16 protein-coding genes, 1 tRNA gene and 1 riboswitch are annotated in these 14,350 nt (G+C 70.9%); of the genes, 10 read left to right on the forward strand and 7 right to left on the reverse strand.

Features of this window, described 5'->3' with window-relative positions:
* Nucleotides 1-89 precede the first annotated feature (89 nt).
* The 3 genes from AB0B45_RS17900 (at nt 90) to AB0B45_RS17910 (ending at nt 3,018) form a co-directional block, all read left to right on the forward strand.
* Nucleotides 90-1,829 (forward strand): molybdopterin-dependent oxidoreductase, encoded by a 1,740-nt coding sequence (locus AB0B45_RS17900; RefSeq protein WP_358131665.1) that lies wholly within the window; start codon nt 90-92, stop codon nt 1,827-1,829.
* Between the two features lie 194 nt (nt 1,830-2,023).
* Entirely contained in the window at nt 2,024-2,758 is a 735-nt protein-coding gene (locus tag AB0B45_RS17905) for a toxin glutamine deamidase domain-containing protein (protein ID WP_358131667.1), read from the forward strand.
* Nucleotides 2,755-3,018 carry a hypothetical protein gene (locus AB0B45_RS17910; protein ID WP_358131669.1) on the forward strand — a complete coding sequence of 88 codons (264 nt, stop codon included), beginning with the start codon at nt 2,755-2,757 and terminating at the stop codon, nt 3,016-3,018. The genes AB0B45_RS17905 and AB0B45_RS17910 overlap by 4 nt, the downstream gene beginning before the upstream one ends.
* A gap of 23 nt (nt 3,019-3,041) precedes the next feature.
* Here the strand turns inward: AB0B45_RS17910 and AB0B45_RS17915 are convergent, their stop codons facing one another.
* From AB0B45_RS17915 to AB0B45_RS17930, 4 genes are all read right to left on the reverse strand, one after another.
* Nucleotides 3,042-5,492, reverse strand: coding sequence for an FtsX-like permease family protein (locus tag AB0B45_RS17915; protein ID WP_358131670.1), 2,451 nt, complete (start codon nt 5,490-5,492; stop codon nt 3,042-3,044).
* On the reverse strand, nt 5,489-6,238 hold the full coding sequence (locus AB0B45_RS17920; protein WP_358131672.1) for an ABC transporter ATP-binding protein: 750 nt from the start codon (nt 6,236-6,238) through the stop codon (nt 5,489-5,491). Before AB0B45_RS17920 ends, AB0B45_RS17915 begins: the two co-directional genes overlap by 4 nt.
* Before the next feature lie 120 nt (nt 6,239-6,358).
* Entirely contained in the window at nt 6,359-7,027 is a 669-nt protein-coding gene (locus AB0B45_RS17925) for a response regulator transcription factor (protein WP_358131674.1), read from the reverse strand.
* Complete coding sequence (locus tag AB0B45_RS17930) at nt 7,024-8,154, reverse strand: histidine kinase (RefSeq protein ID WP_358131676.1); 1,131 nt, start codon at nt 8,152-8,154, stop codon at nt 7,024-7,026. The genes AB0B45_RS17925 and AB0B45_RS17930 overlap by 4 nt, the downstream gene beginning before the upstream one ends.
* A 195-nt stretch (nt 8,155-8,349) precedes the next feature.
* On the opposite strand from AB0B45_RS17930, the gene AB0B45_RS17935 reads away from it, so the two are divergent.
* Nucleotides 8,350-8,865: a hypothetical protein gene (locus AB0B45_RS17935; protein WP_358131678.1), complete on the forward strand. Its 516-nt coding sequence runs from the start codon at nt 8,350-8,352 to the stop codon at nt 8,863-8,865.
* A 59-nt stretch (nt 8,866-8,924) separates the two neighbouring features.
* Here AB0B45_RS17935 and AB0B45_RS17940 read toward each other — a convergent pair whose 3' ends face one another.
* Entirely contained in the window at nt 8,925-9,419 is a 495-nt protein-coding gene (locus AB0B45_RS17940) for a hypothetical protein (RefSeq protein WP_358131680.1), read from the reverse strand.
* A complete protein-coding gene (locus tag AB0B45_RS17945; RefSeq protein WP_358131682.1) occupies nt 9,419-10,027 on the reverse strand; it encodes a DUF6286 domain-containing protein in 609 nt (202 codons plus the stop codon). Before AB0B45_RS17945 ends, AB0B45_RS17940 begins: the two co-directional genes overlap by 1 nt.
* A gap of 100 nt (nt 10,028-10,127) precedes the next feature.
* Between AB0B45_RS17945 and AB0B45_RS17950 the strand changes: the two genes are divergently transcribed.
* Nucleotides 10,128-11,315 (forward strand): amino acid deaminase/aldolase, encoded by a 1,188-nt coding sequence (locus tag AB0B45_RS17950; RefSeq protein WP_358131683.1) that lies wholly within the window; start codon nt 10,128-10,130, stop codon nt 11,313-11,315.
* Nucleotide 11,316: 1 nt separating this feature from the next.
* Here AB0B45_RS17950 and AB0B45_RS17955 read toward each other — a convergent pair whose 3' ends face one another.
* Nucleotides 11,317-11,643: a DUF3618 domain-containing protein gene (locus AB0B45_RS17955; protein WP_358131685.1), complete on the reverse strand. Its 327-nt coding sequence runs from the start codon at nt 11,641-11,643 to the stop codon at nt 11,317-11,319.
* Between the two features lie 107 nt (nt 11,644-11,750).
* Here AB0B45_RS17955 and bcp point away from each other — a divergent pair, with 107 nt between their 5' ends.
* From bcp to AB0B45_RS17980, 5 genes are all read left to right on the forward strand, one after another.
* Nucleotides 11,751-12,224, forward strand: coding sequence for a thioredoxin-dependent thiol peroxidase (bcp, locus tag AB0B45_RS17960; protein ID WP_358131687.1), 474 nt, complete (start codon nt 11,751-11,753; stop codon nt 12,222-12,224).
* 79 nt (nt 12,225-12,303) lie between these two features.
* Nucleotides 12,304-12,387 (forward strand) — tRNA-Leu (locus tag AB0B45_RS17965).
* A 49-nt stretch (nt 12,388-12,436) separates the two neighbouring features.
* Nucleotides 12,437-12,534: riboswitch (glycine riboswitch) on the forward strand.
* 129 nt (nt 12,535-12,663) lie between these two features.
* Entirely contained in the window at nt 12,664-13,749 is a 1,086-nt protein-coding gene (gene gcvT, locus AB0B45_RS17970; protein ID WP_358131689.1) for a glycine cleavage system aminomethyltransferase GcvT, read from the forward strand.
* On the forward strand, nt 13,746-14,135 hold the full coding sequence (gene gcvH, locus AB0B45_RS17975; protein WP_358131691.1) for a glycine cleavage system protein GcvH: 390 nt from the start codon (nt 13,746-13,748) through the stop codon (nt 14,133-14,135). Before gcvT ends, gcvH begins: the two co-directional genes overlap by 4 nt.
* A gap of 57 nt (nt 14,136-14,192) precedes the next feature.
* On the forward strand, nt 14,193-14,350 hold a 158-nt coding region (locus AB0B45_RS17980; protein ID WP_358131715.1), incomplete at its 3' end, for a serine dehydratase beta chain.

The following is a 14,350-nucleotide window of genomic DNA, read 5'->3' on the forward strand; positions in this document are numbered from 1 at the left end:
AGCGACGACGCGCACCCGCCGTGACGTCTGCCGCGCTTCGTAACCGGTGCGTAAGATCTCCCGCCACGCGGCAGGCGTAGCGTTTTCCCGTGGAGAGCTACAAGGTCGTGCCCGCATGGGCGGGGGCCGTCATCGGACTGGTCGCGGGAGCGGTGGCGCTGGGCGTCGCGTATGTGGTCGCGGCGGTGGTGGGGCCGGGCTCGTTCCCTGTCGTCGCGGTCGGCGACGCGGCGGTGGACCTGGCTCCCCCGCCCGCCAAGGAATGGGCGATCGCGACGTTCGGGGAGAGCGACAAGGCGGTCCTCGTGGCCGGCGTGGTGGCCGTGCTCACGCTGGTCGCCGCGCTGCTCGGGGTGCTGTCGAGGCGGAGCGTCGGCTTCGGGCAGGCGGGCTTCGCCGTGTTCGGGGTGGTCGGGCTGCTGGCGGCGCTCACCAGGCCGGACTCGGGAGTGGCCGACGGGCTGTCGACGGTGGTCGGGGCGCTGGCCGGGTCGTGGGCGCTCACCCTGCTGTTCAGACGGGCGGTCGCGCCGCTCCCCGCCGTGACGCCCACACCAGACGCCTTCCGCGCGGCTGACGAGGAAGACGGCACGTGGGCGCGTGAAGGGGAAGGCGTCACCCGCGCGGGTGACGGGCAAGGCGGCATGCGCGCGGGTGAAGGGGAAGGCGGCACGGGTACGCGGGCCGGTGCGGAAGGCGGCGCCGAGGGAGCGCTGGAGATCGAGCGGCCCGCGGTGATGCGGGCGGAAGCCGCGCTCCACGCCTTCGACAGGCGGCAGCTCATGCTCGGCGTGGCCGGCGGGATCGCCGTCGCGGGGGCGGCGGCCGTGGCGGGGCAGGTGCTGTCCGGGCGCAGAGTGGGGGACACCGCGAGGGTCGGCGTGGCGCTGCCGAAGCCGGCCACCCGCGCGAAGCCGCTGCCCTCCGGGGTCGACTTCCGCATCAACGGCCTGTCGCCGTTCGTCACGCCGAACAAGGACTTCTACCGGGTGGACACCGCGATCATCGTCCCCCGGGTGAACCCGAACGACTGGACGTTGCGCATCCACGGCATGGTCGACCGGCCGATCGAGCTCACCTTCGACGACCTGCTCAAGCGACCGCTGACTGAGGCGGACATCACGCTCACCTGCGTGTCGAACGAGGTCGGCGGGCCTTACGTGGGGAACGCGCGGTGGTTGGGGGTGCGGATGGCGGATGTCCTCCGCGAGGCCGGTATCCAGAAGAATGCGGACATGTTGTTGTCCACGTCGGCGGACGGGTTCACCTGCGGCACCCCGGTGGACATCGTGATGGACGGCAGGGACGCGCTGTTCGCCATCGCGATGAACGGCGAGGCGCTGCCGGTCGACCACGGCTTCCCCACCAGGCAGGTGGTGCCCGGGCTCTATGGCTACGTGTCGGCCACCAAGTGGGTCGTGGACATCAAGGTGACGCGGTTCGACACCGACGAGGCGTACTGGACGCCACGCGGGTGGGCCGCCAAGGGGCCGATCAAGACCGAGTCGCGGATCGACCTGCCCAAACCGGGCGCGACGCTGAAGCGGGGCCGTACGACGATCGCGGGAGTGGCATGGGCGCAGCACACCGGGGTCGAGGCGGTGGAGGTGCGGATCGACGGGGGCGCGTGGCAGCGGGCCAGGCTAGCGCAGGTGCCCGGCCCTGACACCTGGCGGCAGTGGGCGCTGGAATGGGACGCGACGCCGGGCGAGCACACGATCCAGGTGCGGGCCACGGACGCGGCCGGCCGTACCCAGACCGAGCGGGAGGCCCCTGTCGCGCCTGACGGGGCGACCGGGTGGCACACCATCTCGGTGAGCGTCGGCTGAACGCGGGCGTGGGGATCCGCCCGCGGGGCCGGAACTCCAAGGACGTTCCGGCAGGTCCTGCCGGTGAGGGGCGCGCCTGCCGGCTGTCGGCGGGCCCGGGACGCGACTCGGGAGTCCAGGTAAATCTCCGAACCTCCTGACTCTGAGCGATCGGCAGCCTACGATCGGTCGTCGATGACGAAGGAGGCGGCGAGATGTTTCGCGAGAGCCTTCCCGAGGGCCACTACAACCCGCTGATCGCCGACGGTCTGCGGTGGCGCGACTACGAGCGGGCCGCAGAGTCCGCACCGGAGCCCGTCGCGCGCGATCCCGACTGGTTCGACCTGCCGCACCGCCCGCCGCGCCTGTCCGGCTGCAGGCCGTACGGCGTGCCCGGCGGGCTGGCCCGCACCGACCCACAGGCGGAGTCCGACCTGCTGCAGGCGCTGCCGCCGGGCACCAGGTTCGCCGACCCGCGCGGCACCTGGGTCAGGCTGGTCAACGGCATGGGCGCCGCGGAGGATCCGTTCAGGGCGAGCAACGCGGTCGACTGCGCGCTCGCGGTGGTGTCCACCTGGCACGGTGAGCCTGCGGTCGCGGCGCCCCGGCAGCCCGAGTACGACACGGTGGGCCGCCCGCTGCTCATGGGCGAGACGGGCGGCACGGCGCGGATCGAGCGATGGCTGGGCCGGCGCCTGGAGTGCGTGGGGCAGGGCAGGCAGGCCTACACCGTGATCGCCCAGCGGCTGGCGGAGGCAGGCCACGGCGCGTCCGCGGTCATCGTGGTGCGCTGGCCCGGCGGCGGCTCCCACGCGTGGAACGCCGTCAACGCCGACGGCGAGGTGATCTGGATCGACGCGCAGCGGGGGCACATGGCCGTCGAACCACCCTACGAGACGGTGACCGGCGTGTTCTGCGCGATCGTCGACAGGCGAGGTGAGCAGGGGTGAACCTGGACCAGGCGCGCGCGGTAGCGGAGGAGTACTTCAACGGCGGCCGGGCCGACCCCGTGGAGCTGGGCCTCTACGCCTTCGGCGAGGGCTACGTGGTGTGGGAGAAGCCGTCCGAGCCCGACGACCCCTCCGTGCTGCCCGAGACGGTCGGCGGCGGCTGCGTCGTGATCGACAGGCAGACCGGTGAGCTGGTGATCAGGCCGCTGCTCGATCCCGAGACGGTGGCCGAGCAGTGGCCAGGCCGCCATCCCCGCTGACGGCCGGACCACCGCGAAGGGCGTCAGCTGCTCGCCAGCGAGGTGACGATCGACGCGCGGGCCGCCTTGCGCGCCGGCAGCACGGCCGCGAGCACGCCCGCCAGCCCCGACAGCGCCACGAACAGCGCGATCTGTCCGAAGGGCACCGACAGTATCGACTCGTCCATCATGGTTCTGACGGCCGCCCAGCCGAAGGCGACGCCGAGCGTCACCCCGACGAGCGCGCCGATCAGGCCGAGCACCAGCGCCTCCACCGACAGCATCCTGCGCAGCTGCGGCCTGGTCAGACCGAGCGCCCTCAGCAGAGCGGACTCGCGGGTGCGTTCGTGGACCGACAGCGACAGCGTGTTGGCGATGCCGAGCAGCGAGATGAGGATCGCCAGGCCGAGCAGCCCTGTGACGATCATCAGCGTCATGTCGAGGGCGTCGTCGTACTCGCCGCGCACGTCGGTCGAGCTGATCACCTGCACGGTCGGGAAGGCCGCGGTGGCCGCCTCCACCACGTCACGGGTCTTGTCGGGATCGACGCCGTCCTTGATCTTGATATAGATCTTCGAGTCGGGCGTCCTGCCGAAGTACTGGTCGTAGGCGTCGGGGGAGAGCGTGACGGACGGCAGCAGGCTCTCGTCGTCGAGCAGCTGCCCGACCTTGAGTGTGACCGTTCCCTCCCGCTTGGTGGTGAGCTGGAGCGTGGAGCCCGCCTTCAGTCCCCATTCCTTGGCGACGCTCTCGGCCAGCGCGACCTCGCCAGGGCCGAGCGGCTTGAGCTTGGCGGGGCCGGTGAACGTGCCGACCTCGCGGTCGACCTTGCCGACCTTCGCGCTCGTGTCGCGGATCTGCAGGACGGAGTCGAACTCCGGCTTGGCTCGAAGCGTGTCGCCGACCGTGCGGGGGATCGCCGCCTCGCGGTCCTGGGTGGCGACCAGGTAGTCAGCGGGGAACTGGGAGTCGAGCTTGGCCGCCATCGTCACCCTGGTCGAGGCGGTCATCACCGAGATGACCGTCATCAGCGTCACGCCGATGGTCAGCGCGATCGTCGTGGTGGCCGCCCGCTTGGGGTTGCGGCCGGAGTTGTCGACGGCCAGCCGTCCTGGCACCCCGAACAGGGCGCGCGGCACCCAGCCCACCAGCCTGCTGAGCGGCTTGACCAGCACAGGGCCGAGGATCAGGACCGCCAGGAAGATCAGCGAGCAGCCGCCCATCGCGACGAAGAGCGAGACCTGCTCCCCAGGGGCCATGAACACCGCCGCGCCGGTCGCGCCGGCCCCCGCCAGCAGGAGAAGCCCCGCGACGACCACGCGGATCACGCCCGCGCGGTAGGTCTGCTCCTCCACCTGGCTGCGCAGCGCCGCGATCGGCGCGACGCCGGTGGCCGAGCGGGCGGGCAGCAGCGCGGCGCCCACGGTCACCACGAGGCCGACGGCGAGCCCGACGGCGATCGTCAGAGGCGCGAGCGACGGGCCGAGCCCGGTGGGCAGCGGCGCGTCCAGCGTGCGGAGCACGGCCATCGCGCCCGCGCCGAGCCCGTATCCGGCGGCGAGGCCGAGCACGGAGGAGAGCAGGCCGACGACCACCGACTCCAGCAGCACCGAGCCGAACACCTGCCCGCGCGTCGCGCCGATGCAGCGCAGCAGCGCCATCTCCCTGGTCCGCTGGGCGACCAGGATGTTGAAGGTGTTGTAGATGACCAGCGCGGCCACCATCATGGCGATCAGGCCGAAGATCAGCAGGCCCAGCTTGATGAACTCGATCTGCACGCCGTTGCTCTTGGCCAGGGCCGCGGCCAGCTCGTGCCCGGTCTTGATGTCGTAGGCCTGGCCGAGGGTCGCGGTGACGGTCCGCTTGAGCGCGGCGGGGTCGCCGCCCGCCAGGTCGATCTCGCGAAAGCCCTTCTCTCCCGTCAGCCGCTGCGTGGTCGCGGTGGTGAAGCCGACCGCGCCGGTGTAGCCGAGCTCCTGGTCCAGGCCGATGTCGAAGACGCCGACCAGCTTGAACGCCTGCTTGCCGCCCTTGCGGTCGAGCACAGTGACGGTGTCGCCGACCTTGAAGCCCTGCTTGCGCGCGGTGTTCTCGTCCACGATCGCCTGGTCGGCCCCGGCGGGAGCGGCGCCGTCCGTGATCGTCGTGCGGTTGGTCGCGGAGATCGCGGTGGTCGGCAGGTCGCCGATCGTCTTGCCGTTCTTGTCCAGCAGCGGCGCGCTGCCGCGCACCTGCCCCTGGACGTCGGTCACGCCGTCGAGGCCGCGCAGGCGTTCGATGAGCTTCTGGGGAAGCGCCTGCCCGCCCGCCTTCGGCAGTACGGCGACCGCCACCTTCTCGGCGTCCGCGGTGACCTTCTGCGCGAACCCGGCCTCGATGGTGTCGGTGAGCACGAACGTGCCCGCGATGAAGCCCACGCCGAGCGTGATCGCCAGGGAGGTGAGCAGCAGGCGCAGCTTGTGCGCCCGCAGGCCTGCGAGAGTCGTCTTGATCACTTGGCTTCCAGCCTCATCAGCGTGTCGAGCACCGACTGCGGAGAGGGCTGGGCCAGCTCGCTGACCAGCTCGCCGTCGCGCAGGAAGATGACGCGGTCGGCGTAGGCGGCGGCGACAGGGTCATGGGTGACCATCACGATCGTCTGGCCGAGCTCGCGGACGCTGGTGCGCAGGAAGGACAGCACCTCGGCGCCGCTGCGCGAGTCGAGGTTGCCCGTGGGCTCGTCGGCGAAGATCACCTGCGGCTTGCTGATCAGGGCGCGGGCGACGGCCACGCGCTGCTGCTGGCCGCCGGACAGCTCGGTCGGCTTGTGGCCGAGCCTGTCCTTCAGGCCCACCGTCTGGATGACCCGGTCGAACAGCACGGCGTCGGCCTGGCGTCCGGCGATCTCCAGCGGCAGCCTGATGTTCTCCTCGGCGGTCAGCGTCGGCAGCAGGTTGAACGCCTGGAAGATGAAGCCGATCCTGTCCCTTCGCAGCAGCGTGAGCCGTTTGTCGCTGAGCCCGGTCAGCTCGACGTCGCCGATGTGGACGTGGCCGCCGGTCACCGTGTCGAGCCCGGCCAGGCAGTGCATCAACGTCGACTTGCCCGAGCCCGAAGGGCCCATGATCGCGGTGAAGGCGCCGGTGGCGAACGAGACGTCCACCCCGCGCAACGCGTGCACCCGCGTGTCGCCCTGCCCGTAGGTCTTCGTCAGTCCGGTGGCCACCACGGCGGGCCTCAGGGATATCTGTGTCGCTGTCACGCAGAAGACGCTATGAGGGAGAAAGCGGGTTTCCCTGGGACCCGAGGAGGGACTTCCTGTCACACCTCAGACGACCCGGATCAGCCTTTCGGCCGATCCGAGAGCCGAACCGGGCCCGATCTAGGGCCGGTGCGAGGGCCGGTCGGGGAGCCGGTCCGACGGGACGATCAGCCCCGCCTCGTAGGCGTAGACCACCACCTGCGCCCTGTCGCGCAGACCCAGCTTGGCCAGCACCCTGCCCAGGTGCGTCTTCACCGTCGCCTCCGCCAGGTCGAGCCGCCCGGCGATCTCGGTGTTGGACAGTCCGCGCGCCACCAGCATCATGACCTCCCGCTCCCTGGCCGTCAGCAGGCTCCCGTCGGGAAGCCGTTCGGTGGTCAGCTGCGCGGCGAACTTGGCGAGCAGCCTGCGCGTGGCGCTCGGCGCCATCACCGCGTCGCCGTTGTGCACCGAACGGATCGCGCTCACCAGGTCGGAGGGCGGCACGTCCTTCAGCAGGAAGCCGGACGCGCCCGCCTTGATCGCCGAGTAGGCGTACTCGTCCAGGTCGAACGTGGTCAGGATGAGCACCTTCGGGCCGTCGATCAACCTGGTCGCCTCGACGCCGTCCATCCTCGGCATGCGCACGTCCATCAGGACGACGTCGACCTCGACCTCCTTCAGCAGATCCAGCGCGGTGACGCCGTCGCTCGCCTCGGCGACCACCTCGATGTCGGGCTGCGCTCCCAGCACCATCTTGAAGCCCGCGCGCAGCAACTGCTGGTCGTCGACCAGCATGACCCTGATCATGCGGCGACCGGCAGCCTGGCCAGCACCTCGAAGCCGCCGCCCGGTCGTGGCGCGGCCTGGACGGCTCCTCCGTACATGGAGACCCTTTCGCGCATGCCGAGCAGGCCGTGCCCGCCCTCGCTCAGCGGCGCGGCGGCGCCCCTGCCGTCGTCGGTGACGCGCACCACGAGTTCGCGCATGCCGTACTCCATCTCCACCGTGGCCCTCGCGCCAGGGCCGCCGTGTTTGAGGGTATTGGTCAGCGCCTCCTGCACCAGCCGGTAGACGGCCAGTTGCTCGCCCTCCGACAGCTCCTGCGGGATGCCGGTGACGCGCAGGTCCACCGGCAGGCCGGAGCCGCGCACCAGCTCCTCCAGCTGCGCGAGGCCGGGCTGCGGGGTGTAGTCGGCGGCGTCAGGGGCCGGGCCCGCCGGGTCCTCGCGCAGCACCCCGACCAGGCGCCGCATCTCCGCCAGCGCTTCGCGCCCCGTCTTCGAGATCGCGTGTACGGCCTGCCGCGCCTGGTCGGGGTCGCTGTCGATGGCGAAGCTCGCCCCGTCGGCCTGGACGATGATCACGCTGACGTTGTGGGCCACCACGTCGTGCAGCTCCCTGGCGATCCTGGCCCGCTCGGCCGCCGCCGCCATCCTGGCCTGCTGGTCGCGTTCCCGCTCGGCGCGCTCGGCCCGCTCCTCGAGGCTCTCCAGGTAGCGCTGGCGCGTATGGGAGTAGATGCCGGTCAGCCAGATCATGATGACGAAGAACGAGCAGCTCAGGAACATGCCGAGGCTGACGGTGTCCCAGTGCGAGAGAGCCAGGAAGATGCCGAGCTCCGACACCAGGCCCGCCGCCAGCGCCCATCTGAACCCGCACCGGCTGGCCATGGCGTACATCGCCCCCAGCACGGCGGAGTTGGCGGGGAAGGCGTCGACACCGGCCAGCCACTGCGCGAAGCTGATCAACGAGACCAGCGCGAACACGGTCCGCGGATGGCTGTTGCGCCAGAAGAGCGGCACGAGGAGCGCCGTCGAGAGAAGCAGATAGCCGACCAGGTCGACGGGCGCGTCTGCCGCCGACTGCGTGTAGGTCGTCGCCAGGGCCGCGCACAGCGCGATCAGCGGGGTGACCCACAGGACGTCCACGAGCATGCGGCGACGCTGCGACCAGGCTCGAATCTTGCCGAACACTCCCTCACCCTACGGAACACCGCGCGGCCGCCCTTCCCCCTGGAGTCGGAGGTCGATGTACGACCCTGGTCGCATGCCACATTTACGCGCTATTTATAGGCTGTCGGGCATTGTCATCTCTGGGAGCGCCCTCTGGGCGAGTAAAGGGAGATCGTGATGGCGGATCATGATCAAGCCGTAGGGCCGCGCGGTGAAGAGGAAGCATCGCGCGGCCCAGACCCTGAGAGCGCCCCACCACCACCTCCTGGCCCACCTCCGGGCCCGCCTCCGGGCCCGCCTCAGGGCCCGCCTCAGGGCCCGCCTCAGGACGGCCCCGTCTTCGGACCGCCACCGCCGCGGGACAGCTTCGCGACGTACGTCCGGCAGAAGCACACCCAGATCATCGGCGCCGGGCTCATCGGACTGCTGATCGGCGGCCTCCTCGGCGGCGGCGCGGTCGCGATCCTGTTCCGGGTCGCCGACCACGGCGACCGGCACCGCGTGGCGCACTGGGAGCGCCCCGGCCGGTACGGCTGGCAGCCGGCCCCCGACTGCTGGTACACCCCTGGCGGCGGCAGGTCCTGCGCCTACCCGTACGCGTATCCCGTGCAACCGCCCATGCCGCCCATGCCCACGGTGCCCATGCCGCCGAAGACCCGCATCCCCACCCCGATGCCGTCACCGACAGGCTGACCGCCCGTCCGCACACCGCGGCGCGCCGCCCCTCGGCGTCGAGGGGCGGCGCACGCGTGTCAGCGCCTGACGTGTACGCGGACGATCGCGCCCATGTCGTCGTCGCCGATGTCGCGGCGGACCCTGCTGACAAGCTCGCGGTTCAGCTTGGTCACCACCGCGCCCACGTCGGCGACGGACGGGCAGGTCACCGCCAGCCGCAGCCGGTCCTCACCCACCACCCGCACGCTGGTGCGGCTGATGCCGTCCACGTCCTTCAACCCCACGCACAGCAGCGCCGTACCCGTGCCCGACCGGCTGCCGAGCCTGCCCCAGCCGAGCGCCATGAACAGCCACCGGGTGGTCAGCATGGCGATCAGCACCAGCACGAGCGCCAGCCCCCACGCGATCCACGGGTGCGCGGCGACGTAGCCGGTGAGGTCGGCCTCCAGGACCCTCGCGTTCCTGCCCTTGCCGAGCGCGCCCGCGCCGCGCAGGTAGGCGTACCCGCCCACGCCCAGCAACACCGCGCCTACCACGCCCAGGCCGATCCTGTTGCCGGAGTACTGCCGCATCAGAGTCCCTTCCTGCGCAGCCGCACCACGACCTCGCCCGCGCACATCGCGCCGATCCCGTTCAGCCGCTCGCCGACGGCGGCGCCGGTCCTGCGCAGCATCTCGCCGGTGCGCTCGGCGTCGGAGACGACGGTGACCTCGATCAGACGGCGGCGCAGCCGTACCCGCACGCTCCGCACCCCGTCGACGTCCTCGGCCACGGCCCTGAGCGTCCTGCGCAGCCCCGTCTTGGTGATGGCCATGACGATCCTCGGGTCGGAGGTCTCCAGCGCCACCAGCCTGCACCTACCGGGCACCAGCGCGAGCCCCAGCAACACCAGACCCACGGCGGCCACGCCCAGCGCGCCCAGCATCAGGGCGGGGGCGGACCACGGGCTGTCGGCCGCCACGGCGACCACCTCGTCGACCGGCACCAGGCCGAGCCCGCCGCCCATCAGGGTGGCGAGGACCTCGGCCGACACCAGCGCCAGCCCGGCCGACAGCGTGAAGGCCACCGCCACGCCCGCAGGCGTACGCGCCGGTCTGAGCACCCTGGCCGCCCTACGGCGGGGCGTCTCACGCTCGCTCAGAGCGGCTCCGCCAGGCAGGCGCTCCTGGAGTGTTGTCATCACACCGAACAGAGGTACAGGGACCCGCCACGCCATAAAGCCTTCCCCGCCGCCGGTTTGCGGGATCTTTGCCGACGGAAATCGGTATTACCCTGCTCCTATGGACGACCGCCAGCGCTACGACAGGGCCACCGCCGAGTTCGAGCCGCCCTTCGCGATCCTCGACCTGGAGGCGTTGCGCGCCAACGCGGAAAGCCTCGTCCGCCGGGCCGGCGGCAAGCCGATCAGGGTGGCGAGCAAGTCCATCAGGTCGCGCCCGATCCTCGAGCGCATCCTCGCCATGGACGGCTTCCGCGGCGTCATGGCCTTCACCCTGCCCGAGGCGCTGTGGCTGGTCTCGCAGGGCTTCACCGACGTGCTGGTCGCCTACCCCACCGCCGACAGGGCGGCGCTGGCCGCGCTGGCCGCCTCCGAGGAGGCGGCGCGGGAGATCACGCTCATGGTCGACTCCGCCGAGCACCTCGACTTCATCGAGGCGGCGGTGCCTGAGGGCGGTCCCGTCCTGCGGCTGTGCCTCGACCTCGACGCTGGATATGTCGCCTTCGGCGGGCGATTCCGTGCAGGCGCGCTGCGCTCGCCGGTCCGCGAACCCGTCCACGCCGCCGACCTGGCCGCCGAGATCGCCAAGCGGCCCGCCTTCCGTCTGGTCGGCCTCATGGCCTACGAGGCGCAGATCGCGGGCGTGGGCGACGACCCGCCCGGCAACGCGGCCTTCGCCCGCGTCATCAGGCTGATGCAGGCCCGCTCCGCCCGCGAGCTGATCGTACGGCGCGGCCGCGTCGTCAACGCCGTCAGGCAGTTGGCCGAGCTGGAGTTCGTCAACGGCGGCGGCACGGGCAGCGTCGACCGCACGGTCAGGGAGAAGGCCGTCACCGAGTGCGCGGCGGGCTCGGGCTTCTTCCACCCCAGGCTCTTCGACTTCTACCGCGGCTTCAGCGGTCGCCCCGCCGCGCTGTTCGCGCTGCCGGTCGTCCGGCGTCCCGCGCTCGGCGTGGTGACCGTGCTCGGCGGCGGCTACCTGGCCTCGGGGGCGCCGGGCCCCTCGCGGCTGCCCCAGCCGTACCTACCCGCGGGGTTGCGCTACTCCAGCGACGAGGGCGCGGGCGAGGTGCAGACGCCGCTGCTCGGCCAGGCCGCCGAGGACCTGCGCGTCGGCGACAGGGTGTGGTTCCGCCACGCCAAGGCGGGCGAGCTGTGCGAGCGCTTCGCCACGCTGCTGCTGATCGAGGGCGACAAGGTCGTCGAGGAGGTCCCGACCTACAGGGGCGAGGGCAAGACCTTCCTCTGACTCACCTTCTGCGGCGCCTGCGCCACAGGACGAGGGCCGCGCCCACCACCAGCACCGCGCCCACGGCGATCATCGCGGAACCGATGGGCCGCTCGTCCTCCCACAGGTCGTCGGGCTCGTCGCCGAACCGCACCGGCCTCGGCGTCACCCCTACGAGGTCGCCGACCGACGCCACGAAATGCTCGGCCCTCGACTTGACCTCCTCCACACCCCGCTGGGCCACCCGCTTGGGGCTCACCCTGTCGGCGATGGCGTCAACGGTCTGCGCGAGCTCGGCGCGCGTCCGCGCGATCCTGCGCTCCAGCTCATCAGGGTCGGTGTCGGCCATGGCTCTCCTTTCTCAGGGTGATCAGTCTGTCAGGTCGCGCCGCCGTACGGCACAGCGGGCGAAGGCCGAAGGCGAAACGTGTCGCACCGATTGGTTAGGTTGAGCCCGTGACCGAAACCAAGCTCCAGCCAGGAGACGCCGCACCGGACTTCACGCTACCCATGGCCGACGGCGACGCCGTCTCCCTCCAGGCCTACCGTGGCAAGCGCGTCATCCTGTACTTCTATCCCGCCGCGATGACGCCCGGATGCACCAAGCAGGCGTGCGACTTCCGCGACAACCTCGGCCAGCTGACCGACGAGGGCTTCGTCGTGCTCGGTGTGTCGAAGGACAAGACCGACAAGCTGGTGAAGTTCGCCGAACGTGACGCGCTGACCTTTCCGCTGCTGTCCGACCTCGACCTGGAGGTCCACAAGGCCTACGGCGCGTACGGCACCAAGAAGCTGTACGGCAAGGAGGTCGTCGGCGTGATCCGCTCGACCTTCGTCATCGACGCCGACGGGAAGATCGAGCAGGCCCTCTACAACGTGAAGGCCACGGGCCACGTGGCGGGCCTGAAGAAGAAGCTCGGCCTGGCCTGACGTTTACGATCAAGCCGGCGGGCTTGATCGTAAACGAGTGTCTCCGCCGCTGCCCGGGCGCTAAGCTGATGGCGGATGCGCGGGCGTGGCGAAATAGGCATACGCGGCAGGTTTAGGTCCTGTTGGTGGAGACACTGTGGGGGTTCGAGTCCCCCCGCCCGCACCTTTCCCTTGGCGGCCCAATCCGTACTACTCTTGCCTACAGACACCGATGAACCCACGCGGGAGAGCGTCCTGGCACCCGGCCAGGACCCCTGAAGGAGCAAGCCCTCCCCGCGAACCTCTCAAGGCAAAGGACCGCGCGGGCCAGGTGACCTCTGGAAAGCAGGCCTGCGGGGCCTCGCCGAAGGTGAAAGTCCGGCAAACCCGGGCGAAGCTCTCAGGCACCGATGACAGAGGGGGAGGATCCTGGCATCCGACCCATTCTGAGGTGCGAACAATGTCCCGACCGACACCGCTGCGAGACATACACGAGAGTCTCGGTGCGACGCTGACCGACTTCGCCGGCTGGCTCATGCCGCTGCGCTACGGAAGCGAGTCAGCCGAGCACAACGCCGTCCGCGAGCGGGCCGGGCTGTTCGACCTGTCCCACATGGGGGAGATCTTCGTGACCGGCCCGCAGGCGGCCGAGGCGCTCGACTACGCCCTCGTCGGCCACCTGTCCGCGCTCGCGCCCGGTCGCGCCCGCTACACGATGATCGTCGACGAGCGGGGCGGCGTGCTGGACGACCTCATCGTCTACCGGCTGGCCGACCAGGAGTTCATGGTCGTCGCCAACGCCTCCAACTACCTCATGGTCGCCGACCGGCTCACCGAGCGCGCCGAGCGGTTCGACGCCGTCGTCGACGACCGCTCCGACCAGTACGCCCTCATCGCCGTCCAGGGCCCCCGCGCCCAGGAGATCCTCTCCACGCTCACCGACGCCGACCTCGAGGGCCTCAAGTACTACGCGGGCCTGCCCGGCACCGTCGCCGGCGCCGAGGCCCTGATCGCCCGCACCGGCTACACCGGCGAGGACGGCTTCGAGCTGTTCGTCCGCAACGCCGACGCCGTCGCGTTGTGGCACGCGCTGACCAAGGCGGGCGAGCCGTACGGGATCATGCCCGCGGGCCTGTCCAGCCGCGACACGCTCCGCCTCGAAGCGGGCATGCCGCTGTACGGCAACGAGCTCGACGCCTCGCTCACGCCGTTCGACGCGGGGCTCGGCCGCGTGGTGAAGTTCGACAAGCCCGGCGACTTCGTCGGCAGGGCCGCACTCGAGCCCGTCAAGGACGTTCCGCCGCGCCGCCGCCTCGTCGGCCTGGTCGCGACGGGCCGCAGGGTCCCGCGCCACGGGTTCCCGGTCACCAAGGACGGTGCCGTCGTGGGCGAGGTGACCAGCGGCGCCCCGTCGCAGACCCTCGGTAGGCCCATCGCGATGGCGTACGTGGACACTGGGATAGAAGAAGGTCTGGCCGTTGACATCCGGGGCAGCCATGAAGCCGTGGACCTGGTTGAGCTGCCTTTCTACAGGAGGAACAAGTGAGCAGCATCCCTGACGACCTGAGCTACACCAAGGAGCACGAGTGGGTCGCCGGCCTCGACGACGGCCTGACCGTGACGGTGGGCGTCACCGCCTACGCGGCCGAGGCGCTGGGCGACGTGGTCTACGTGCAGCTCCCCGAGGTCGGGGCGACGTTCGAGGCCGGTGACTCGGTCGGCGAGGTCGAGTCGACCAAGTCCGTGAGCGAGATCTACGCCCCGGTGGCCGGTGAGGTCGTCGAGGTCAACCAGGCCGTCGTGGACAAGCCCGACCTGGTCAACAGCGAGCCGTACGGCGAGGGCTGGATGTTCAGGGTCCGGATGTCCGGCGACCCCGAAGACCTGCTGAGCGCGGAGGAGTACACCGCGCTCACATCAGGCGACAACTGACACACCCCGCCGGGGTCCTGCCAGGGCCCCGGCATTCGCGAGAGTTGGGCTGCATCAATGGCGATCAGCGTCTTCGACCTCTTCAAGATCGGTATCGGTCCGTCGAGTTCCCACACCGGAGGGCCGATGGCCGCCGCGCACAAGTTCGCCCGTGGGTTGCAGGCCGATGGGCTGTTGGAGCGGGTCGCGCGGGTGGAGGCGATCTTGTACGGCTC

The sequence above is a fragment of the Nonomuraea sp. NPDC049152 genome (assembly GCF_040648355.1).
Taxonomy (GTDB): Bacteria; Actinomycetota; Actinomycetes; order Streptosporangiales; family Streptosporangiaceae; genus Nonomuraea.

Excerpts from the sequence above, each read along its gene's own strand:
- AB0B45_RS17905 (WP_358131667.1), top strand. The coding sequence starts at position 2,024 with ATGTTTCGCGAGAGCCTTCCCGAGGGCCACTACAACCCGCTGATCGCC.
- AB0B45_RS17925 (WP_358131674.1), bottom strand. The coding sequence starts at position 7,027 with ATGATCAGGGTCATGCTGGTCGACGACCAGCAGTTGCTGCGCGCGGGC.
- AB0B45_RS17930 (WP_358131676.1), bottom strand. The coding sequence starts at position 8,154 with ATGCTCGTGGACGTCCTGTGGGTCACCCCGCTGATCGCGCTGTGCGCG.
- AB0B45_RS17935 (WP_358131678.1), top strand. The coding sequence starts at position 8,350 with ATGGCGGATCATGATCAAGCCGTAGGGCCGCGCGGTGAAGAGGAAGCA.
- AB0B45_RS17940 (WP_358131680.1), bottom strand. The coding sequence starts at position 9,419 with ATGCGGCAGTACTCCGGCAACAGGATCGGCCTGGGCGTGGTAGGCGCG.
- AB0B45_RS17945 (WP_358131682.1), bottom strand. The coding sequence starts at position 10,027 with ATGACAACACTCCAGGAGCGCCTGCCTGGCGGAGCCGCTCTGAGCGAG.
- AB0B45_RS17950 (WP_358131683.1), top strand. The coding sequence starts at position 10,128 with ATGGACGACCGCCAGCGCTACGACAGGGCCACCGCCGAGTTCGAGCCG.
- AB0B45_RS17955 (WP_358131685.1), bottom strand. The coding sequence starts at position 11,643 with ATGGCCGACACCGACCCTGATGAGCTGGAGCGCAGGATCGCGCGGACG.
- gcvT (WP_358131689.1), top strand. The coding sequence starts at position 12,664 with ATGTCCCGACCGACACCGCTGCGAGACATACACGAGAGTCTCGGTGCG.